Origin of the sequence: Luteibacter yeojuensis, from assembly GCF_000964085.1 — a bacterium.
Classification (GTDB): Bacteria; Pseudomonadota; Gammaproteobacteria; order Xanthomonadales; family Rhodanobacteraceae; genus Luteibacter; species Luteibacter yeojuensis_A.
In genome coordinates, this window is sequence record NZ_JZRB01000025.1 from 71,936 (window position 1) to 93,622 (window position 21,687).

A 21,687-nucleotide genomic window follows, 5' to 3' on the forward strand; every position below is an offset into this window, starting at 1 on the left:
CCGATACGGTGCATCCATGGACGCTCGGGACTTCGGCAACACCGTGACTCTCTACCTCCCGCAAGGCGCGGGTGGCGGCCCGCCTTACGCCGTTTTCCAGGACCGCTCGAAAGCCGGTGATTTCCCCACCCGGGACGAGGCATTGCGCTTCGCCGTCTCGCTCGCGGTGACCATCCGCGACAGCAAGGGCGTCAATGTCCGCATGCGGATCGAAGACGAGGCTGGCGGCTGGGAGACGCGCGATTCCGTCGCAGCGGGGTAGTCAGTCGCCCTGCACCTGTGAATCGAGCAAGTCGCGGAAGCGCGTGAGCTCAGCGCGATCCATGTCCGACACGATGGCGACCGCCTGGCCGCCGAGCATGGCGCGCTCAAGCACGTAGCCCTGCATTTGTACCGGGCTGCCGTCGCTTGCAACGCCTCCCCCCGGCAGGATGAATACGTCGACGAGGTGCTTGCCATGCTGGTACACGAGCACCGGCACGCGGTCGTTGCCCACGTAGTCGATGCGCCCGCCGATGAGGGCGTAGCCTTCCGCCTTGAAGTCGCGCACCACGGGCGCCGTCGCGACCTTGCCGGCAAACCACGGCTTTACCGTGTGCTGGTCGGTCGACACCACGTCGATCGGCGACGTGGCGGCGAGCGCACGCCAATGGCTGGCAAAGAGATCGCGGGTTTGCTGCGCCTCCACGGCCGATGCCGACGACGCGCGCTGCCATGCGGCCAGCGCCGCGCCGCCAGCGACAAACGCGAGCAGCAACGATGCCGCCATGGCCATCCACGGGCGCAGGGCGACGCGAAACTGACGCGCTTCCGGGGTGGGCATCCCGGCGGCGCTCGCGATCACGCGAGCCCTCAAGGCCCCGGGCGCGTCGAATCGAGGCGCTTCGTGACGTAGCGCCTGCCGCAGTGCGTCCAGCGCGACCAACGCGTCGCGGCAAGCCGGGCAGGCGTCCACATGCGCCTCGAATCCACGGCTGGTGGCGCGGTCGAGCTCGCCGTCGAAATACAACGGCAACAGGTCGGAGGCGGTCTTACAGTCCATGCGGAGGCTCCGTCGGGCCGTTATCGGTCAATGCCTTGTGCAGGAGCGTGCGGCCGCGCGCGAGGCGCGACATCACGGTGCCGATCGGCGTTTCCAGTACATCAGCGATTTCGCGGTACGAGAGCTCTTCGATCTCGCGCAGTACGAGAACCTCGCGGTACACGTCCGGCAACCCGCGCAGGTACTGCGCGACAAGGCTCCGCCGCTGCTCGCTGTCGAGGCTATCGCCAACATCGTCGTCGCCTTGCGGCATGGCCCGTTCCGCGGCCGCGGGGTTGCCATCGATGGCGACGTTCTTCTTCTCCTTGTGGCGCACCGCCAGCCGCGCCAGGCAACAATTGCGCACGATGGCGAGGAACCACGCCCGGGCGTTGCCCCCGGCGTAGGTGTCGCACGCGCGCGCCGCGCGGAGGTACGCATCGTGCACCGCGTCGGAGGCGTCCTGCTCGTTGCCGAGCAACCAGCGGCCGAGGTTGTACGCGGCATCGAGGTGGCGAAGCGCCAACTCGTCCACGACCGCCCGGTTACTCGTCGATATCATGCGCGCAACATACGCCGTATCAGGCCGTCGCGGTCGATGAACTGATGTTTCAGGGCGGCGCCCAGGTGGCCCACGACGAGGATGCACAGCACCCACACGAGGCTCACGTGCAGGGTATCGGTGAGAAGGCGCAGGGGCTCGTCCTTGCCGATCAGCACCGGGAGGTTGCCCAGGCCGAAGAAGCTAACGGGGTGGCCGCCCGCCATGCGGTGCAGGTAACCGGTGAGCGGCACGGCCAGCATCAGCACCTAAAGCACCCAGTGCAGGCCATGGGCCAGGTGCTGCTGCCAGGACGGGATGTGCGCCGGAAGCGGCGGCGGCCGGTGCGTGGCGCGCCAGAACAGCCGGAACACGGCCAGCCCGAAGATAAGGCTGCCGAACGACGCGTGGTAGAACAGCACCTCGTCGTGGCCCGGCGCTTTCTTCGGGAAGGTTTCCATGAAGAACCCAAGGCCGATATTGAGGAGGATAAGCAGCGCGATCAGCCAGTGGATGGCGGCGGCGACCTTGGTATAGGCGGTGGGCTGCACGAGGGGAGCGGAACGGAGCGCCTGGGCAGGCATGGACATGGCGGTGGCCTCGGGTTGGCGGCACCGGGAGGGTGCCCACGCCATCCAAGATCGTCGGCGCCCCGGTTTTATTCCCTGGCATAAAAAAACCGGCAGCCGCTGTGTGGGCGGGCTGCCGGGATGCCCTGGGAGGGGCGGAAACCAACCCTCAGGGGAGCGTCCGCACGCGGGGCTCGCGATCGAAATAGCGCCCCTTCGCGCCTTCGATGAACGCCTTGGTATCGGTAGCGGCGATGACGCCATCGTCCGGATCCAGTCCCGTCACCTCGAACAACGCCTGCCCGCCGGCATCCAGCGCGATCGCTTTCAGGTGGCCGAAGGCATCCCGCAGGAAGTCGATCGCGGCCGCTTCGTCGCGCAGCTGCCCGGCACCATCGGCGCTGAGCACGACGGCCACGGCATCGAAGTTGATGGACGGCGTGCCGGCCAGTTGCCCGTCGGCGACGAGCTTCTTGCCATCCGACAGCTTCGCACCACCCACTTTCGGTGCCACGACCTTCACCGTCGCGCCCGCCGCTTCGGCCGCTTTGCGCACGGACGCCACGGTTTTCGCATCGGAACCGTCATTCACGAGGATCCCCACCACACGCCCTTGCAGCGTGCGCTTCATCTTGCCGATGATCTGCAGGGCCGGCGACGGCGGCATGTCGAGCACGGGCGCCTTCGCCTTCGGAGCCGGGGGCAGCTTGTCGAGGGCGAGGCCGGCCGCTACCCGCTTGGCCAGGTCATCGTCGATGTGGCGCAGGTGGCCGACGACGGCCTCGCGCACGTGCAGCGTCTCAACCTTGGAAAGCTCGAACACCAGCGCCAGTGCGATGTGCGCCTGCTCGTGCGTGGTCTGGCTGGTGTAGAAGAGCCGCGCCTGGCTGTAGTGGTCGGCGAACGTCTCGGAGCGGATCCGGCCGCGCTCGCCCGCCTCTTCGGCCGGGAAAGAGCGGAAACCGCGAGAGGCGTCTTCCCGGGGCGCATCGTCCTGCAGCGAACTCGGCCCATACGCCACCCGGCCCTTGGGCACCTGCTGCTGCATGTGGCCATCGCGCTGGTGGTTCGCGAATGGGCACTTCGGCGCATTGATTGGCAGCTGGTGGAAGTTGGGTGAACCAAGACGCGAGAGCTGCGTGTCCAGATAGGAGAACAGCCGGCCCTGCAGCAGCGGGTCGTTGCTGAAATCGATGCCCGGTACCAGGTGCGACGGACAGAACGCGACCTGCTCCGTCTCGGCGAAGAAGTTGTCGGGCCAGCGATCAAGCACCATGCGGCCGATGATCTTCAGCGGCACCAGTTCTTCGGGGATGAGCTTGGTGGCATCGAGGTGGTCGAACGGGAATTTGGCGGCCTGCTCCTCCGTGAAGAGCTGGACGCCCAGCTCCCACTCGGGGAAGTTGCCGGCCTGGATCGACTCGAACAGGTCACGGCGATGGAAGTCCGGGTCCGCGCCCGCGAGCTTCACCGCTTCATCCCACACCGTGGATTGCAGGCCCAGTTTCGGCCGCCAGTGGAACTTCACGAAGGTGCTCTTGCCCGACGCATTTACCAGGCGGAACGAATGCACGCCGAAGCCTTCGATCATGCGCAGCGAGCGCGGGATGGCACGGTCGGACATGGCCCACATGATCATGTGGAAGGCTTCCGGCGTCAGCGAGATGAAATCCCAGAACGTGTCGTGGGCACTGGCCGCCTGGGGAAACCCGCGATCGGGCTCCATTTTCACGGCGTGCACCAGGTCCGGGAACTTCATGGCGTCCTGGATGAAGAACACCGGAATATTGTTCCCCACGAGGTCCCAGTTACCTTCCTTCGTGTAGAGCTTCACGGCGAAGCCGCGGACATCGCGTGGGGTATCCACCGAGCCCGCGCCACCGGCGACGGTCGAAAACCGCGTGAACACCGGCGTCTTTTCGCCCACCTCGGTCAGGATCCGCGCCGTGGTGTAGTTCTTCAACGACGCCGTGAGTTCGAAGAAGCCGTGCGCCGCGGAGCCGCGCGCATGGACGATGCGCTCGGGGATGCGCTCATGGTCGAAGTGCGTGATCTTCTCGCGGAGGATGAAGTCTTCCAGCAGCGTGGGGCCGCGCTGGCCAACGCGCAACGAGTTCTGGTCATCGCTTATCGGCGTGCCCTGGTCCGTCGTCATGGGCGGGTGCGACCCGCCGGCGAGCTGGTGGAGTTCGTCGCCGTTACCGCGCTCTTCTTTCGCGGCTTTGGACGGGCTTTTCGCTTTGCTGACCATGGCGCACCTCGGCTGGGATCAGCTTCCGACCTTGCGTGAGGTGGTGTATACATCGCGTGCGCAGCCTGCATGCGGCACTGGCACGATCCGTGCCGCATAATTGGTCTCATGGCCAAAGAAACCGATGCGTTCGTCCACGTACGTGGCGCGCGCGAACACAATCTCAAGAACGTCGACGTGCGTATCCCGCGTGATGCACTTGTCGTCTTTTCCGGCATATCCGGCTCGGGAAAATCGTCGCTTGCCTTCGGCACCCTCTATGCCGAGGCGCAGCGCCGGTATCTCGAGTCCGTGGCGCCGTACGCACGCCGGCTCATCGACCAGGTCGGCGTTCCAGACGTGGACAATATCGAAGGGCTGCCACCGGCCGTAGCGCTGCAGCAGCAACGCGGTACGCCTGGCACGCGCTCGTCGGTGGGCAGTGTCACGACGCTATCGAGCATGGCACGCATGCTGTACTCCCGCGCGGGCACGTACCCGGCGGGGCAACCCATGCTCTACGCCGAAGATTTCTCGCCCAACACACCGCAGGGCGCCTGCCCGCATTGCCACGGCCTGGGTCATGTGTACGAGGTGACGGAGAAGACGATGGTGCCGGACCCTTCGCTCACCATCCGCGAACGCGCCATCGCGTCGTGGCCGCCCGCGTGGCATGGGCAGAACCTTCGCGACATCCTTGTCACGCTCGGCTACGACGTGGATATCCCCTGGCGCGACCTGCCGAAGAAGCAACGCGACTGGATCCTCTTCACTGAGGAACAGCCCGTCGCACCGGTGTATGCCGGCTTTACGCCCGCAGAAACCCGCGCGGCACTGAAGCGCAAGGCCGAGCCAAGCTACATGGGGACGTACATGGGCGCGCGCCGGTACGTGTTGCATACCTTCACCACCACGCAAAGCACGGTGATGAAGAAGCGGGTGTCCCGCTACATGGTCGGCAGCACATGTCCGGTGTGCGATGGAAAGCGGCTGAAGAAGGCCTCGTTGTCGGTGACTTTCGCGAGCCTCGACATCGGTGAACTGTCCGCCCTGTCGTTCGACCGGATGGCCGGGGTGCTAGCACCCGTGGCCGAGGGCAAGCACGGGCGGGGCTCGCCGAAGCTTTCCGAGGAGAAACGCCTCGTGGCCCAGCGTATCGCCCAGGACATGCTGGTACGGATCGAAACGCTACGGACCCTCGGCCTGGGCTACCTCTCCATGGACCGCTCGAGCCCCACGCTATCTCCTGGCGAACTCCAGCGCCTTCGCCTGGCCACGCAGATCCGTTCCAACCTGTTTGGCGTGGTCTATGTGCTGGATGAGCCCTCCGCCGGGCTACACCCCGCCGACGGCGAGGCCTTGATGGCGGCGCTTGGGCAGCTCAAGGAAGCCGGCAACTCCATCTTCGTGGTGGAGCACGACCTCGACATGATGCGGCGTGCCGACTGGCTCGTCGACGTAGGCCCGGGTGCGGGCGAGCGCGGCGGCGAAGTGCTCTACAGCGGGCCACCGAAGGGTCTTCAGCATGTAGCTGGCTCGCATACCGCGCGGTACCTCTTCGCGAAGGAACGCGTGGCTAAGCGAGAGCCCCGCAGGCCCACCGGCTGGCTCGAGCTGCGCGGCATCACGCGCAACAACCTCCACGGGCTCGATGCGGCCTTTCCCTTGGGCGCCTTCACAGCCGTCACCGGCATCTCGGGCTCGGGCAAGTCCAGCCTCGTCAGCCAGGCGCTTGTCGAACTGCTCGGCGAACACCTTGGCCACGACATGCCAGCGGGCACGGACGAGAGCGACGAGGGCCCGACGATCGCCACGCGGACGGGTGGGCGCATCCACCGCGGCGCCGACGCCATTACCCGCCTTGTGCAAGTGGACCAAAAACCCATTGGCCGCACGCCCCGGTCGAACCTCGCAACCTATACCGGCCTGTTCGACCACGTACGCAAGCTGTTCGCCGCGACGAAGGCCGCAAAGGCGAAGCGCTACGACCCTGGCCGTTTTTCGTTCAACGTCGCCAAGGGCCGCTGCGAAACCTGCGAAGGCGAAGGCTTCGTCAGCGTCGAGCTGTTGTTCATGCCGAGCGTCTATGCACCCTGCCCTACCTGCCATGGCGCGCGCTATAACGAGCAGACGCTCAAGGTAGCGTGGAACGGAAAGAATATCGCGGAAGTCCTCGGCCTCACTGTTGACGAAGCATGCGAGTTTTTCGCGGACGAACCCGCCGTCGCCAAACCGCTACACCTGCTGCGCGATATCGGGCTGGGCTATCTCCGGCTTGGGCAACCCGCCACCGAGCTTTCCGGTGGCGAGGCACAGCGCATCAAGCTCGCCACGGAGCTGCAGCGGCCCCAGCGCGGCAACACCCTCTACGTCCTCGATGAACCCACCACCGGCCTGCACCCCGCTGACGTCGAGAAGCTCATGGCGCAGCTGCAGGGCCTCGTGGATGCGGGCAACACCGTGATCACGGTCGAGCACGAGATGCGTGTTGTCGCCGGGAGTGATTGGGTGATTGATGTGGGACCCGGCGCAGGCGAGGACGGCGGCCGGATCATCGCCAGTGGGCCGCCCGCGGAAGTCGCACGCGCGGAAGGCAGCTTGACGGCCAAGTACCTGAAGCGGCTGCTTATTCCACCGCACGACTAAACGCGCTTCCGTCACGCGGGGCAGCGCATCCTCCCCGCCACCAACCGCCATCCATGACCGGAGACAAGCCATGAACCGTCGTGAATTCTCGGCCAGCATGTTCCTTGGCTTGTCCGCGGCCGCCTTGGCGCGCGGTGTCATGGCGGCGCCGGCCATGGCTGCGCCCGCCAAGGCAAGGAACATCGTCATGGTCCATGGCCTCTTCGCCGATGGCTCGTGCTGGTCTGAAGTGATTCCCCTGCTCCAGGCGAAGGGCTTCAACGTGACGGCGGTACAGAACCCGCTGACCACCCTCCCCGAGGCCGTCGATGCCTGCCGCCGTGTGCTCGACCGGCAGGACGGGCCCACGGTGCTCGTGGGCCATTCGTTCTCCGGCATGATCGTGACCGAAGCCGGCGTGCATCCGAAGGTGGCATCGCTGGTCTATGTCGCAGCCCGTGCACCCGACGCCGGGGAGGACTACACCGCGCTAGCCAAGAAGTACCCGACACCGCCGGCCTCGAATGGAATCGTGTTCGACGGTGACGAAGGCCGGCTCACCGAGGAATCCTTCATCCGCGACTTCGCAGGCGACCTGCCGAAGGAAAAGTCCCGTGCGCTGTTCGCCGTGCAAGAACCCTTCAAGAAGGCCCTGCTGACCGGCAAGACGACAAACGCCGCATGGCGCCAGAAGCCGAGCTTCTATGCGGTATCGGCCGACGACCGCACCATCAACCCCGACCTCGAGCGCTACATGGCCAAGCGCATGAACGCGCAGACGATCGAACTGAAGTCGAGCCACGTGTCGATGATTTCGCACCCGCGAGAGATTGCCGACCTGATCCTCAAAGCCGCGGGATAAGCGAAAGCGGGCGTCGACCTAGGGCTCGCCGAAGCGCTTCCAGGCCCGTGCCGCCTTGATCAGGTACCAGATGAACATGGCTGCGAGCACGGAGTTGAGTGGCAACAGCAAGTCGAACAGCCACGCGCCGCCGGGCCAAATGCGACTCTCGTCCGCGCCAACGGCTTGCACCAAGACGAGCACCAGCCCCAGCGGAAAGGACAGGACGTTGAGTGCGAGCGATCGCAGGGAACTCGCGCACCAGGCATGGTCCTCGCAGGCGATCTGGTAAGCCAGCGCGACGCAGAACAGCGAAAAATGGATGGCGGACATGACCAGGATGGCCATGACGGCTTTGGTTCGTGCGAAGCGCCGCCGCTTCGGCAACGTCTCTGTCATGGGGTTGCGCCTTCCCTGTCTACGTTATCGTTAAGTATGCGCCGCACCTCCAACACCGCCTGCGGCGTCTCCTGCACGCTGTGCCCGGAGACGATCACCTTCTCGCTCGCTGCGCCATCGAGGTGCGAGCTCCAGTAAGGCACGAGCCCGTCATCGGAATCTTCGAGCGGGCCTTCCGGGTTTCGCCGCGCGATGATGGAGTGGTAACGCACGCGCGGGTCGATCGCCAGCCTGGCGGCCGCCTTGACGAAGGCGTCTTCACTGCGCAGGTTGTCGACGCTGTTGGGCACGAGCGGCACCTTCTTGCCTTGCGCCGTGCCGTCATCGTTCGCCAGGTCGGCCAGCATGCCGCCCACGCGCGTCACCATGGCGGCCGGGAGACGTATGAGGTTGGAGACCAGGCGTGCCAACGTATTGCCGGCGAACACCGTGCCGCGGTGGGGCGCGGCGATGAAGATGGCTTCGTCGAAGTTCGGCAGCGCGGTGAACCTGAGGTACGGGTCGATCTCGTTCGCCCGCCTGACGAGGTACGCCTTGCGCCGCGCGCTGCCCTGCGCCACGTCGTCGACGATGGTGTCGCCCGAGGACGACACCATGAGCCGCGCGATGACACCGCCCATGCTGTGGCCGACGATCACCATGTGGTTCGAGGCCACGGCCTTGCCCGTGGGGTCGTAATGGGCCAGCGTCTTCGCGAACGCGTCGCGGATGGCGCGGTTGTTGATGGCGATGGGCATGTTGGTGGGGTAATACACCTGCCACACCTGGAAGTGCCGGCGCAGGCGTTCATCGCCCAGGATATCGTTGGCGACGTTCACCCAGGCTTCCGGGCTCGAGGCCAGGCCGTGCAGCAGCAGGATGACGCGGCGATCCGGGTCGTACGGCTGCATCAGGTAGATGCGTGGATCGCGGATGCCCCGTTCGCGCCCGAACAACGTGGCGAGGGATTGTGACGCGAACCCCGAACGGGCCAGCCACAAGCCGTAGCCGGCCGTGAAATTGCCGGCCAGCGGCACCGTGGTGGGCCCTACCGACACGGTGGCGTCCTGGAACGGGTCGTGGCCCTCCAGCACCGCGTTATCGGCGTGGAGCACGGCATCGAGGTTGTCGCCGGCAAAGCGCAGGAACGCGGTGGCCGAGGGTGTCGGCATGGAGCGATACGGGTCCTTGATATCCGCGCCCTCGTCGGGGCGCAGGTCGACCACCAGTTCCGCACCCAGGCCATCACGCCGGAACGTGCTGCGGATGCCTTCGAAGCGCATGGCCGATGCCGCCACCACCTCGCGGGGGTGTTCGTTGGCCCAAGCCAGGTCGTGGAGGTCGACCGCCACGTGCGTGCCGCCCAGGTCGATCGCCAGCGGCACGTTCGGGTTCCGCCGGGCGCGGTGGCCCAGCGCCACGGCGAACTGCTGCACCGCGTAGTTGTAGTAATCGCGGACCTGGGTCTGCCGGTCCTCGAACGCCCGCTCCGGTGCGGTGCGCTCGGTGAAGAAAAGATAGGCGTAGGCGTGCCGCGCGACCTCGAGGTATGCCTCGGCCTGCTCGCGGTCGCCCTCCTGCACCACGCCGAAGCCCTTGCCGGTGGCACGGGCGAGCCACAACTCCGCCAGGGCCGACTGGCGCCGTTCCTCGCCCATGGGCGATACGGCCGCCAGCGCGTTGATGCACGGCAAGGGCTCGCTTTCGCAGGGCGCGGCGTCCACACCGGCCATGGCCAGCGTCTCGGCCGTCTGGCCGCTCAGGTGGCGGCTGGAGAGGATATCGCCGCGGCGCTGCGCGATGTATTCGCGCGGCGTGACATCGCCCACGGTGACCATGGCGCAACCACCGAGGAACAGCAGCATGCCGGCGACGAGCAGGCCGGTGAACCAGGTTGCATGCGGCAGCCGGTGCGGCATCGGGTCTCCAGCGCGGTGGGGCGCGGCGCAGGATAGCACCCGCCGCACGGATCAAATTTTAACGAGTGGGCGGTTCACGTCGCGCCGACATGCTAATAAGCTTCATCGACGTATCCCACGTTCACCTGGCTGCCAAGGAGCGTACCGTGAAGCTTCGCCCCGCCCTTTTCGCGCTCGCCGCCACCGTGATCACCGCGCCCGCGCTGGCGAAAGACGTGACCCTGCTCAATGTGAGCTACGACCCCACGCGCGAGCTGTACAAGGCGCTGAACACCGCGTTCGTCGCCGACTGGAAGGCCAGCCACGCCGGTGACAGCGTCACCATCCGCATGTCGCATGGCGGCTCGGGCAAGCAGGCGCGCGCCGTGGTCGATGGCCTCCCGGCCGACGTGGTCACCCTGGCGCTGGCCTACGACATCGACGCCGTCGCCGATCGCGGCCTGCTGGCGAAAGACTGGCAGGCCCGCCTGCCCGACAACGCCTCGCCGTACACCTCCACCATCGTGTTCCTGGTGCGCAAGGGCAACCCGAAGGGCATCCGCGACTGGGGCGACCTGGTGAAGCCGGGCATCCAGGTGGTGACGCCGAACCCGAAAACCTCCGGTGGCGCGCGCTGGAACTTCCTCGCCGCATGGGGTTACGCGCTGAAGCAACCCGGCGGCAACGACGACACCGCCAAGGCGTTCGTGAAGGCCTTGTTCCAGCACGTGCCCGTGCTGGACACCGGCGCCCGTGGCGCCACGAACACTTTCGCCCAGCGCGGCATGGGCGACGTGCTGGTGGCGTGGGAGAACGAGGCCCTGCTGGCGAAACGCGAACCCGGCGGCGACCAGTTCGACATCGTGGTGCCGTCCATCACCATCGTCGCCGAGCCGCCCGTGGCCGTCGTGGACAAGAACGCCGCGGCCCATGGCACCACCGAGGTGGCCGAGGCGTACCTGAAGTTCCTCTACACCCCGCAGGCGCAGGAGATCGAAGCGCGCAACTTCTATCGCCCGCGCTCACCCGAGGTGGCGGCGAAGTACGCATCGCAATTCCCGCAGGTGAAGACGTTCACGCTGGCCGAGGTGTTCGGTGACTGGCGCAAGGCGCAGGCGAAGTTCTTTGCCGATGGCGCCCTCTTCGACCAGGTCGGGCCAGGCAACTAGCGATGCGGCGGCGCGTGCTTCCCGGTTTCGGCCTCAGCCTGGGCTACACCCTCACGTGGCTTTGCCTGGTGGTGCTGCTGCCGCTGGCCGCCCTGGCCTGGAAGGCCTCGGGCATCGGCTTCGAAGGCGTGGCCCGGTTGTTCACGTCACCGCGCACGCTCTCTGCCCTGAAGCTGAGCTTCGGCGGCGCGCTGCTGGCCGCCATGGCCAATGTCGTCATCGGGCTGGTGGTGACGTGGGCGCTGGTGCGCTACCGCTTCCCCGGCCGCCGCCTGCTCGATGCCCTCATCGACCTGCCCTTCGCGCTGCCCACGGCCGTCGCGGGCATCGCGCTCACGGCCATCTACGCGCCGAACGGCTGGCTGGGCCAATGGCTGGTGCCGCTGGGCATCAAGGTGGCCTACACGCCACTGGGCGTGCTGCTGGCCATGGTGTTCGTCGGTTTCCCCTTCGTCGTCCGCACGCTGCAGCCCGTGCTGCAATCGCTGGAGCGCGACGTGGAGGAAGCCGCCGAGAGCCTCGGCGCCACCGGTGCGCAGACCTTCCTGCGGGTGATCCTGCCCACGCTCGTGCCTACCTTGCTCACCGGCTTCGCGTTATCGCTGGCGCGCGGCGTGGGCGAATATGGCTCGGTGATCTTCATCGCCGGTAACATCCCGAACCGCTCGGAAATCGCGCCATTGCTCATCGTGCAGCGGCTGGAGGAGTTCGACTACGCCACGGCATCGGCCCTCGGCATCGTCATGCTGGCGTTCTCGCTGCTGTTGCTGGTGCTTGTCGCCACGCTGCAGCGCTGGACGCGCCGCTGGGCGGAGCCGGCCACGTGACCATGGTGCATCGCCGCCGCCGCGCCAGCACGCCGCGCCGCCTTGGCCGCCTGGCGCTTATCGTCGCCACGTGCGCGTTCCTGTGCCTGTTCCTGCTGGTGCCGCTTGCATCGGTGTTCGTCGAGGCGTGGCGCCAGGGTGCGCACGCGTTCCTCGAAAGCATCGACGACCCGGATGCGCTGGCCGCGATACGCCTCACCCTGTTCGTGGCCCTCGTGAGCGTGCCGCTGAACGTGGTGTTTGGCGTGGCGGCGGCGTGGGCCATGACGCGCTTCACGTTCCGTGGCAAGGCACTGCTTGGCGCCCTGATCGACCTGCCGCTCTCCGTCTCGCCCGTGGTCTCGGGCCTGTTGTTCGTGCTGATGTTCGGCGCGCAGGGGTGGTTTGGCCCGTGGCTCGCGGCGCATGGCATCAACATCATCTTCGCGGTGCCCGGCCTGGTGCTGGCGACCATCTTCATCACCCTGCCCTTCGTCGCGCGCGAGCTGATCCCGCTGATGCAGGCCCAGGGCACGGAGGAAGAAGAGGCGGCACGCGTGCTCGGCGCAAGCGGCTGGCAGACCTTCTTCCGCGTCACGCTGCCGAACATCCGCTGGGCGCTGCTATACGGTGTGCTGTTGAGCAATGCCCGCGCCATGGGCGAGTTCGGCGCGGTCTCCGTCGTGTCGGGCCACATCCGCGGCCTCACCACCACCATGCCGCTGGAAGTGGAGATGCGCTACAACGAGTACAACTACGTCGGGGCGTTCGCCATCGCTTCGTTGCTGGCCCTGCTGGCCCTCGTCACCCTCGCCGTGAAGGCCGCGCTCGAGTGGCGCTTCCACGCGGATACCGACGTGGTGGCCGCCGCGCGCCGCCGGGGAACCTGATGACACTGGCACTGAAGCAGCTTACCCGGCAATTCACCGAACTGGCCGCCCTCGATGACGTCAGCCTCGATATCGAGCCGGGCGAGTTCATCGCGCTGGTGGGGCCCTCGGGCTCGGGCAAGACGACGCTGCTGCGCATCCTCGCCGGCCTGGACTACCCCGACCGGGGCACCGTCATGCTCAATGGCCGCGACTTCCTCGCCGCGAACGCGCGCGAGCGGAACGTCGGCCTGGTGTTCCAGCACTACGCGCTGTTCCGCCACCTCAGCGTCCGCGAGAACATCGCGTTCGGCCTGCGCGTGCGGCCCCGCAAGCGGCGGCCGCCGCGCGCCGATATCCGCACGCGCGTCGACGACCTGCTGAAGCGCGTGCAGCTCGACGGCCTGGGCGACCGCTACCCCAGCCAGCTATCCGGCGGCCAGCGGCAACGCGTGGCGCTGGCCCGCGCGCTGGCGGTGGAACCGGAAATCCTCCTCCTCGACGAGCCGTTCGGCGCGCTCGATGCACAGGTACGCACGGCCCTGCGCCGCTGGCTGCGCGAACTGCATGAAGACCTCGGCCTCACCACGGTGTTCGTCACCCACGACCAGGAAGAAGCCCTGGAACTGGCCGACCGGCTCGTGGTGATGAACCGCGGCCGCATCGAGCAGGTCGGTTCGCCGCAGGAGGTGTACCAGGCGCCCGCCACGCCGTTCGTGTGCGAGTTCATCGGGCGGACGAACAAGGTGGCGCTGCGTCGCGACGGGGATGCGTGGCGCGCCGGCGCGTGGTCCATCCCGGGGCCGGGGACGGCCGGCAGCGCCGTCGCCTATATACGGCCCGAACACCTCGCGCTTGCCGCGGCGGACGGCGGCCCCGGCTGGGACGCCCAGCTGCGGCACATCTACCTCGCCGGCAGCGTGGCCCACCTCGATGTCCACGTGGCGGAGCTCGACCTTTCGCTCGAGGTGGACATGGCCAGCGACCAGCTGGGCGGCCTTGCCCCCGGTGCGCTGCTACGCGTGGCGCCGCTGCACGGCGTGGCGTTCGCCGACGACTGCACGCGCTGGGCCTGGGGCACGGGGCTGGCCTAGGGTCGCCCATCCACCTTCATCTTCAGGCCCCAGCCATAGCGCCCCCGCATGTCGGGCGTGTTGGCGTCGATGGCCACGACGATATCGTTGCGGCCTTGCTGCAGCGGAAGCGAGAAATGGCCGTTACGCAGGTCCAGCCGGCCATCCGGGGCCTGGCGCGCACCTGGCACGTTGTAGAGATTCTTGCCCGAGAACACCGGCTTGCCATTGACGAACACGGTGGCTTCGCGGAGATAGCCGATGGCCACCTCGCGCGCCTGCGCCTTGCCCGCCACCAGCCGCGTCCGAAGCCACGCGTACTGCCGCGCCGCGCCGCGCTGGGTGGCGGCGAAGCGGCGGGCGAGGTTCACGAGGCCGCCCGCCTCCGTCGCGAGCGGCTGCCACCCGCTCGCCGGCGCGTCGGCGATGGCCGGCTCGCCTGGATGACCCAACGGCCCGGTCCCCGCCACCTCCCAGTCCGTCAACAAGCCCTCATCGGTTGGCGAGGCGACCGGTTCGCGTGGCGCGGGCAGCCCCGTCGCCGCGGCATCGAGCGTCAGGTTCGCGTATTGCGCCTTGCCCTCCAGCGCGATGGCGCCGCTGGCGTGGTCGCCTTCGAGGTGCTCGACAACGAGGCTGGGTTCCAGCTGGCGATTCACGAACACCTGCATGCGCCGGCCGGCGATGACCAGGCGCACGTGGTTCCATGCATCGGCCTGGACAGGCGCCGCGGCCTGGTATTGCGGGTACATGTCCCACAGGATGCGCGTGGCGGTGAGCGGCAGGTACTGCAGGCAATCCTGTGCGGCTGGGCAGTTGGGCCCGACACGGATGTAAAGCATGTCGGCCGACCCGTCCGCACCCTGGCGAAAGCGAATGCCGGGCATTTCGTCGGTCTGCGGCTTGATGTCGAACTCGATCGTGCCATCCGAGAACGTGGCGCCGTCGAACCTCGCATAGCCCTCTTCACTCTCCGTATCCAGCTGCAGCAAGCCATGGGGGAAGCCTTCGCGAACCAGGAAGTGGGCGGTGTCGGGCGCGTGCCAGGCCGCCGCGACGAGCGGGACGGCCACGGGGCCAGCCATGGCGGCGGGGGCGGCGCTGACGAGCGGCAGCAGGAGGGCGAGGCGGTGGCGTGGCGCGATGGGCATGGTGGCAGTCAGCGTGGTCGGGGTGCCCGGACGTTACCGAGCCGGCGCCGTGCCATGCCGCGGGATGCGACGAAACGGCTTACCAGCGGCATGAACCGGACGCCTGGCCTGGCGAATGCAGCCCGCCACATCGCGCTCGTTTCCACACGGCGTTTCCAGTAGCCTGCGCCTCGATGCCCACGCGCGCCGCCCGCCTCCCCGTCCTTGCCACCGTGCTGCTTTCCGCCGCCGGCTGGACCGCCGTCGGCGCGGTATTTGCGCTACCGAACCTCGGCGGCGCGGACGGGCCGTGGGCGGCACTGCGCGCCTCGCTGGCCACCTGGTGGGCGTGGGCGCTGCTGTTGCCCGCCATCGTCGCGGTGTCACGCCGCCTGCCCGCCCAACCGCTGGCCTTTCGCATCGTGATCCACCTGCTGTTGTCGCTGCCGTTCGCGCAGGTCGCGGGCTATCTCGGGGCCGCGCTCGCCGCCCTGCTGGGCGTCGGGTCCTGGGCCACCGCCGCCAGCAGCGCACCGTGGCAGGCCGCCATGCACGGTGGCGTACTGTGGAGCATGCTGGTCTACCTCGTCATCGCGGGCGCGAGCGAAGCGCTGCGCTTCCGCGACGATTTCCAGGCGGCGCAGTTGCGCATCGAGCGGCTTGAACGCGGGTTCTCCGAGGCGCGCCTTAGCGCGTTGCGCAGCCAGCTCGATCCCCATTTCCTGTTCAATGCCCTCAATACCGTCTCCGCGCTGGTGACCTCGCGCCCCGGCATGGCGCGGCATGTGATCGAGCAGCTTGGCGAGCTGCTGCGCCATTCGCTCGATGGCGGCCAGCGCATGCATGTGCGCCTGGACGACGAGCTCCAGTTCCTGCGCCGCTATGTGGCGATCCAGGAGGCTCGCTTCGGCGACCGCATCGCCGTCGTGACACACGTCGGCGAGGGTGCCGGGCGCATCCTGGTGCCCAGCCTGTTGCTGCAGCCGCTGGTGGAAAACGCGATCCGGCACGGCCTGGCCCCTGCCGTGGCAGGCGGCACCGTCCGCGTCGACGCCTCGCTGGTGGGTGGCTCGTTGCACCTGGTGGTCGAGGACGATGGTGTCGGCCTTCCTGCCGACTGGTCGTGGGCGCATGCGGGCGTCGGCCTGGGCGTGTCGCGCGAGCGGCTCGGCGTGCTGTATCCCGACGTTGCGGAACCCATCGTCGTCGCGCCGCGCGCCAGCGGCGGCACGCGCGTCCACGTGACCCTGCCAGCCGCCTTGGACCCTGCCGATGCCCATTGAACGTCGGCGCATGCGCGTCCTCATCGCGGACGATGAAGCGCCCGCGCGCCTGCGTTTGCGCGAGATACTCGAAGCCGACGCAGGCGTTGGCACCATCCTCGAAGCCACCAACGGCATCGAGGCGGTGGAGGCGATCGAACGCGAGTCACCCGATGTCGTTTTCCTCGACATCCAGATGCCCGGCATGGATGGCCTGGCCGTCGTACGCGCCATCGGCGCCGCGCGCATGCCTGCCACCATCTTCGTCACGGCGTTCGACGCCCACGCGGTGCAGGCATTCGAGGACGCTGCGATCGACTATGTGCTCAAACCTTGTAGCGATGAACGGATCCGCACCGCGTTGCAGCGCGCGACGACGCGCGCCGAGGGCGCGGCCTTGCTCGCCTTCGGCGGTGCCCTTGCCGCCTTCATGGGTACGCCTGCCGCGCCTCCTGGCCTTCCCGACCGCCTGCTCGTGAAAGATCGTGGCGCCATGGAGCTGGTGAGCGTCACGTCCATCGATTGCATCGAGAGTGCCGGCACCTACGTCGTGCTGCACGTCGACGGCAGGCGCCTTGTCCACCGCGCAAGCCTCGGTGACTTGCTCGCGCAGCTCGATCCACGCCGCTTCATCCGCGTGCACCGCTCGGCCATCATCAATGTCGACAGCCTGGTGCGGCTCGAGCCCGCGGGCCATGGTGAATTTACGGCCGTGCTGCGGCACGGGCACAGCGTGCGCGTGAGCCGCACCTTCAAGCCTGGGCTTGAGGCCCGCTTCGGCCAGACGCTGTAGCTGGTAGCCGCAAAGCCTTGCGACGGGGCTTTACATCACATCCGTCATATCCGTCACTTATGCGCAGGGCCGGATGACATCCTTCGGCCGCAAACGGCGTCATTTCGCCACCAACCGTCCGAATTTGCGCACCTGCGGGTATCACGATCTGGAAATGCTGTCACCGCAGCAGTTGAGGGTGGCAAGCAATGGTGATCGATCCGCTTCAGGCCATACGGCGTACGAACCTGCGCCGGCTTATTGTCGAATTGAAGGGTGACGGCATCGCCACCAGCAAGGCGCTCGCCCGTGCGCTGGGCATGGCATGCCACACACTGGCCGACCTGCGCGAAGGGGCGCATATCACCGCCGCGTTGGCACGCGACATCGAGTGGGCGATGAACCTGCCGCGGCACTGGCTCGACTGCGAGCACGACCGCGAACCGGCCTGACTCAGAACTCGCGCCAGGCGGTGTCACCGTCCGCGAGCGCCACGGCGGGGGCTGGCATGGGGCGGCTACCCGCGGCGGGCGCGGCCTTCGCCGGCACCGCCACCGAGGGCGCGGGCACCGACGCCACGCGCGCGGCCGGTTCACCCGCCACGGTGAAGAAGGCGACCTGCCGCAACAACTCTCTCGACAAGTCGGATGCGTTCTTGCTCGCGGCGCTGGCCTCCTCCACCAGCGCCGCGTTCTGTTGCGTCACCTCATCGAGCGTGAGCACCGCCTGGTTCACCTGGCCGATGCCCGCCGATTGCTCCTGCGATGCCGCGGCGATCTCGGAGACCACCGCGTGCACGCCGCGCACGCCACGAGCGATGGTTTCGAGCGATGCGCCCGTCCGCGCCACGAGCGTGGCGCCGCATTCGACGCGCTCCACGGTGGACGCCACGAGCGCCTTGATATCCTTCGCGGCGGCCGCGCTACGCTGCGCGAGGTTACGCACCTCGGTGGCGACCACGGCGAACCCCCTGCCCTGCTCACCCGCCCGCGCCGCTTCCACCGCCGCGTTCAATGCCAGCAGGTTTGTCTGGAAGGCGATTTCGTCGATGAGCGACACGATGTCGCCGATCTGCTGGCTGGCGTGCGTGATCTCGCCCATGGCCGCGGTGGCCTCGTGCGAGACGCGGCTGCCGTCCTCGGCATCCGTGCGCAGCGCGTTCGCCATCGCCTTGGCCTGCTCGGCGCCTTCGGCGTTCTGCTTCACCGTGGCCGCCAGTTCCTCCATCGACGCGGCGGTTTCCTCCAGCGAGCTGGCCTGTTCCTGGGTGCGCTGGGAAAGGTCATCGTTGCCTTGGGACATGTCCGCCGCCGTGGCCGTCACCTGCTCGGAGATGTGCCGCACATCGGTGACGATGCCGGCCAAGCGCTTATCCATCTGGTCGAGGGCGCGCAGCGTATCGGTGAACTCGTCGTTGCCCGTCACCGCGGTCACGTTGTTGAGCTTGCCGTCCTGGATGGCCTGGGCCAGCGCACGCGCGCTCGAGAGCGGCCTTACCACGGCCCTGACGATCGACAGCGCGACCACCAGCAGCACGACGAGCGCCACGACGAGGAGTGCCAGCGCGCCATAGCGCGTCTTGGCATAGCTGGCATCCGCTTCGGCGGACGCTTGCGCGGCCTCCTTCGCGTTCATGTCGACGATGGCCTGGATCTGCTCGGCCATTGCACCCAGCGCGACGGAGGTCTTCGTCAGCAGTAGCTGGCGTGCCTCGTCGGTCTTGCCGGCGTCAAGCAATTCCACCTGCTGCTGCATAAGCGGCATGGCCGCCTCGCGCAGCTGGATGTAGCGCTCGGCCGCGGCCTTTTCTTCCGGCGAAGTGACCTGGCTTGGGTAGTAGCGCGCCCACGCCGCTGCCTCCTTCGCCACATCCTGCTTCACGCGCTCGCCCGTATTACGTGTGCTGGTATCCACGAGCGCGCGGTTGATGGCGATGCGCTGGTCGACCACCGCGCGCTGCGTCTCGGCCACGTCAACGATGGCCCGTACGTTGGTGGCGTACATCGCGCCGACCAGGCGGTGGGTCGATTCCACGCCCATGAGGCCATCCACGCCGATGGCGACGACCAGCGCAAGAGCGGTGCCCATGGCGGCGAAGATCTTGGAACGCACGGAGAAGCGCATGAGGGTGGATCCTCGTTGTCGGCAGCGGTTACATCGTGGTGGCGACCCATCCTTCGCTGGTCATCGCCCAGACAAGCGCCTGGAAGGCGCGGAACACGGGACCGGCATCGCAGTCGCCGCAGGCGATCAGCGCGTACTCCAGCGCTTCGGCCGCGGCGCGCGTGGCGTCGGAATGGTTGTCGAGGGCGGCGCCGCGCACGCGGTTGGCGCAGAAGGCCGCCTCGGCGAGGTCAGCGGCGCGCAGGGCCGCAAGCAAGGCCACGGCATCGCCGACCAGCTCCGCCGGGGAAGAAGGCGCCGCGTAGTCGGCAGGCACCGACAGACCCGGCGCGAATGCGTCAGCCACGGGATATTCCTGGTAAGCGTCGCTGGCCATGGGCCGTCCCCTCGCAAGATCTATAAAGGGGGCACAGCACGAGTTATGCCAACTACAAGTGGTTGTTTTTACTCAGGCGGCGGCGGATCGAAGCGTGACGCGTGACACAAAAGTGCCGTATTTGACCTATTTTGCCGATTTCGTGTCTTTCGCATGGTTCTCGTTCCACTGCCATGCCGGCTGCGCCAGCACCTCGGCGAAGTAGTTGGCCACCGCCTCGACTTTCGCCGGGCGGTGCCGCGTGGTGGGGCTCACGAAGTAGAGGCCACCCATCGCCTGCTTCCAGTCGGGCATGAGGGCCACGAGGCGGCCGTCGCGCAGGTATTCGCCGGCGATGAATTCCGGCAGCTCGGCGACGGCCTGCCCGGCAAGCAGCACGGGGAGCAAGGCGTCGGAGTTCGTGACCCGCAGCCGGCCCATCGGGTGCACGACGGCATCCTTGCCGCCCTTGCGAAAGCGCCACACGTCGCTGCCGGCACGCAACGCATACGCAAGGCAATGCGCGGGGTCCAGGTCACGCGGGTGCCGCGGCGTGCCGTGTGCCGCGAGGTAAGCCGGCGCGGCCACGATGAAGCGCGAGACCGTGCAAAGCCGCCGTGCCGCAAGCGAGGAGTCGGGGAGCACCGCGATGCGCAGCGCGGCATCGAAGCCGTCGCCGATGAGGTCCACCGGCGCGTCGGAAAGATGCAGGTCGAGCGAGAGATCGGGGTAACGCTCGAGCAGCCCGGGGATGGTCGGTGCCACCCAGCGCATGCCGAACGCCATGGGCACGGCCAGCCGCACCGTGCCGCGCGGTGAGGCCGACTGCTCGCGCGCCAGGGCCTCGGCTTCTTCGGCGTCGCAGTAAAGCCGCGTGGCGCGCTCGAGCAAGGCGCTGCCGAAGGCCGTCAGCGCCAGCTGCCGCGAGGTGCGGTTGAACACCCGCGCGCCGAGGCGGCTCTCAAGGCGGGCGACGGCCCGCGACACCGTGGCAACCGAGAGATCGAGGTCGCGGGCGGCCCCCGCGTACGAGCGGCACTCGGCCACTTTCGCGAACAGCGCCAGGCCTTCGAAGTCGGGTAGCTTGGACATGCCATTCCTGCAACGATACTTTGCAATTGATTCTATTTCGTTGCCATGGGTGCGTCGATACCATGTTCTCCATCAACTCATCACTGGAGACACCCCATGTCACGCAAACTCGAAAACAAGATCGCCGTGGTCACTGGCGGCAGCACCGGCATCGGCCTCGCAACGGCGCGCCAGTTCGCGCTTGAGGGCGCGAAGGTCTACATCACGGGCCGCCGCAAGGCGGAGCTGGACGCCGCTGCCGCCTCCATCGGCCCGCAGGCCGTCGCCATGCAGGTCGACTCATCGAAGCCGGCCGACCTGCAGCACCTCGTCGACACCATCCAGGGCGCCGACGGCCGCATCGACGTGCTCTTCGTCAACGCCGGCGGCGGCTCCATGATCCCGCTGGGTGGCATCACCGAGGAGCACTTCGACGATACGTTCAACCGCAACGTGAAAGGCACCCTGTTCACGGTGCAGACCGCCCTGCCCATCCTGGCCGATGGCGCCTCGGTGATCCTCACCGGCTCGACGGCGGGCAGCAGCGGCACGCCGGCCTTCAGCGTCTACGCCGCCACCAAGGCCGCCGTGCGCTCGTTCGTCCGCAACTGGATCCTCGACGTCGACAAAGCCCGCAAGATCCGCTTCAACACGCTGAGCCCCGGCCCGATCCACACGCCCGGCCTCGTCGACCTGGCCGGCCCGGATGCCGCCCAGCAGCAGGGCCTGCTGGATTACCTTGCCTCGCAGGTGCCCATGGGCCGGGTCGGCGAGCCGGCGGAAGTCGCGAAGGCCGCCGTCTTCCTGGCCTCGGACGATGCCAGCTTCGTCAACGGCAGCGAGCTCTTCGTCGACGGTGGCGCGGCGCAGGTATAAGTGCCGCGCATATAAGCAGGGCGGCCCCACCCGAAGGTGAAGGGCCGCCCCGGTGCCCGACCGGGCCTGGCGTTGGA

20 protein-coding genes and 1 pseudogene are annotated in these 21,687 nt (G+C 67.7%); 11 read left to right on the top strand and 10 right to left on the bottom strand.

Going from position 1 to position 21,687, the window contains the following annotated elements; all coding sequences use genetic code 11:
* Positions 1–16: 16 nt before the first annotated feature.
* Positions 17–262 (top strand): hypothetical protein, encoded by a 246-nt coding sequence (locus tag VI08_RS12225; protein WP_045829862.1) that lies wholly within the window; start codon positions 17–19, stop codon positions 260–262.
* Here the strand turns inward: VI08_RS12225 and VI08_RS12230 are convergent, their stop codons facing one another.
* The 4 genes and pseudogenes from VI08_RS12230 to VI08_RS12245 all read right to left on the bottom strand — a co-directional run bounded on the left by VI08_RS12230 (position 263) and on the right by VI08_RS12245 (position 4,382).
* On the bottom strand, positions 263–1,042 hold the full coding sequence (locus VI08_RS12230; protein WP_084621476.1) for an anti-sigma factor family protein: 780 nt from the start codon (positions 1,040–1,042) through the stop codon (positions 263–265). It abuts the gene before it with no gap.
* The gene (locus VI08_RS12235) at positions 1,032–1,583 is read right to left on the bottom strand and encodes a sigma-70 family RNA polymerase sigma factor (RefSeq protein WP_045829863.1); all 552 of its coding nucleotides are present in this window, start codon (positions 1,581–1,583) and stop codon (positions 1,032–1,034) included. The genes VI08_RS12230 and VI08_RS12235 overlap by 11 nt, the downstream gene beginning before the upstream one ends.
* Positions 1,580–2,395: pseudogene (locus tag VI08_RS22565) on the bottom strand (cytochrome b). The gene VI08_RS12235 and the pseudogene VI08_RS22565 overlap by 4 nt, the downstream one beginning before the upstream one ends.
* Positions 2,301–4,382, bottom strand: coding sequence for a catalase (locus VI08_RS12245; RefSeq protein WP_045829864.1), 2,082 nt, complete (start codon positions 4,380–4,382; stop codon positions 2,301–2,303). Before VI08_RS12245 ends, VI08_RS22565 begins: the two are co-directional and overlap by 95 nt.
* 108 nt (positions 4,383–4,490) lie before the next feature.
* Here VI08_RS12245 and VI08_RS12250 point away from each other — a divergent pair, with 108 nt between their 5' ends.
* Positions 4,491–7,007 carry an excinuclease ABC subunit UvrA gene (locus tag VI08_RS12250; RefSeq protein WP_198148936.1) on the top strand — a complete coding sequence of 839 codons (2,517 nt, stop codon included), beginning with the start codon at positions 4,491–4,493 and terminating at the stop codon, positions 7,005–7,007.
* Positions 7,008–7,077: 70 nt separating this feature from the next.
* Positions 7,078–7,848: an alpha/beta fold hydrolase gene (locus VI08_RS12255; protein ID WP_045829866.1), complete on the top strand. Its 771-nt coding sequence runs from the start codon at positions 7,078–7,080 to the stop codon at positions 7,846–7,848.
* An 18-nt stretch (positions 7,849–7,866) separates the two neighbouring features.
* Here the strand turns inward: VI08_RS12255 and VI08_RS12260 are convergent, their stop codons facing one another.
* Positions 7,867–8,226, bottom strand: coding sequence for a hypothetical protein (locus tag VI08_RS12260; protein WP_045829867.1), 360 nt, complete (start codon positions 8,224–8,226; stop codon positions 7,867–7,869).
* Positions 8,223–10,124 carry an esterase/lipase family protein gene (locus VI08_RS12265; RefSeq protein ID WP_045829868.1) on the bottom strand — a complete coding sequence of 634 codons (1,902 nt, stop codon included), beginning with the start codon at positions 10,122–10,124 and terminating at the stop codon, positions 8,223–8,225. Before VI08_RS12265 ends, VI08_RS12260 begins: the two co-directional genes overlap by 4 nt.
* Before the next feature lie 89 nt (positions 10,125–10,213).
* On the opposite strand from VI08_RS12265, the gene VI08_RS12270 reads away from it, so the two are divergent.
* From VI08_RS12270 to VI08_RS12285, 4 genes are read left to right on the top strand one after another with little or no spacing between them, the layout of a single operon-like run.
* Complete coding sequence (locus VI08_RS12270; protein WP_084621478.1) at positions 10,214–11,272, top strand: sulfate ABC transporter substrate-binding protein; 1,059 nt, start codon at positions 10,214–10,216, stop codon at positions 11,270–11,272.
* A gap of 2 nt (positions 11,273–11,274) precedes the next feature.
* On the top strand, positions 11,275–12,099 hold the full coding sequence (cysT, locus tag VI08_RS12275; RefSeq protein ID WP_045829869.1) for a sulfate ABC transporter permease subunit CysT: 825 nt from the start codon (positions 11,275–11,277) through the stop codon (positions 12,097–12,099).
* A gap of 2 nt (positions 12,100–12,101) precedes the next feature.
* A complete protein-coding gene (gene cysW / locus VI08_RS12280) occupies positions 12,102–12,968 on the top strand; it encodes a sulfate ABC transporter permease subunit CysW (protein WP_045829870.1) in 867 nt (288 codons plus the stop codon).
* Positions 12,968–14,041, top strand: coding sequence for a sulfate/molybdate ABC transporter ATP-binding protein (locus tag VI08_RS12285; RefSeq protein WP_045829871.1), 1,074 nt, complete (start codon positions 12,968–12,970; stop codon positions 14,039–14,041). Before cysW ends, VI08_RS12285 begins: the two co-directional genes overlap by 1 nt.
* Here VI08_RS12285 and VI08_RS12290 read toward each other — a convergent pair.
* Entirely contained in the window at positions 14,038–15,171 is a 1,134-nt protein-coding gene (locus tag VI08_RS12290; RefSeq protein ID WP_045829872.1) for a hypothetical protein, read from the bottom strand. The genes VI08_RS12285 and VI08_RS12290 overlap by 4 nt on opposite strands.
* 173 nt (positions 15,172–15,344) lie before the next feature.
* On the opposite strand from VI08_RS12290, the gene VI08_RS12295 reads away from it, so the two are divergent.
* From VI08_RS12295 to VI08_RS12305, 3 genes are all read left to right on the top strand, one after another.
* Positions 15,345–16,433 carry a sensor histidine kinase gene (locus tag VI08_RS12295; protein ID WP_045829873.1) on the top strand — a complete coding sequence of 363 codons (1,089 nt, stop codon included), beginning with the start codon at positions 15,345–15,347 and terminating at the stop codon, positions 16,431–16,433.
* Positions 16,423–17,205 carry a LytR/AlgR family response regulator transcription factor gene (locus tag VI08_RS12300; protein WP_045829874.1) on the top strand — a complete coding sequence of 261 codons (783 nt, stop codon included), beginning with the start codon at positions 16,423–16,425 and terminating at the stop codon, positions 17,203–17,205. The genes VI08_RS12295 and VI08_RS12300 overlap by 11 nt, the downstream gene beginning before the upstream one ends.
* A gap of 188 nt (positions 17,206–17,393) precedes the next feature.
* Entirely contained in the window at positions 17,394–17,636 is a 243-nt protein-coding gene (locus VI08_RS12305; RefSeq protein WP_045829875.1) for a hypothetical protein, read from the top strand.
* A gap of 1 nt (position 17,637) precedes the next feature.
* On the opposite strand, the gene VI08_RS12310 is transcribed toward VI08_RS12305, so the two are convergent.
* The 3 genes from VI08_RS12310 to VI08_RS12320 form a co-directional block, all read right to left on the bottom strand.
* On the bottom strand, positions 17,638–19,308 hold the full coding sequence (locus VI08_RS12310) for a methyl-accepting chemotaxis protein (protein ID WP_045829876.1): 1,671 nt from the start codon (positions 19,306–19,308) through the stop codon (positions 17,638–17,640).
* 28 nt (positions 19,309–19,336) lie between these two features.
* Complete coding sequence (locus VI08_RS12315) at positions 19,337–19,684, bottom strand: hypothetical protein (RefSeq protein ID WP_045829877.1); 348 nt, start codon at positions 19,682–19,684, stop codon at positions 19,337–19,339.
* A 126-nt stretch (positions 19,685–19,810) separates the two neighbouring features.
* Complete coding sequence (locus tag VI08_RS12320) at positions 19,811–20,755, bottom strand: LysR family transcriptional regulator (RefSeq protein ID WP_045829878.1); 945 nt, start codon at positions 20,753–20,755, stop codon at positions 19,811–19,813.
* A gap of 96 nt (positions 20,756–20,851) precedes the next feature.
* On the opposite strand from VI08_RS12320, the gene VI08_RS12325 reads away from it, so the two are divergent.
* Entirely contained in the window at positions 20,852–21,610 is a 759-nt protein-coding gene (locus tag VI08_RS12325; protein ID WP_045829879.1) for an SDR family oxidoreductase, read from the top strand.
* The last annotated feature ends 77 nt before the right edge of the window (positions 21,611–21,687 follow it).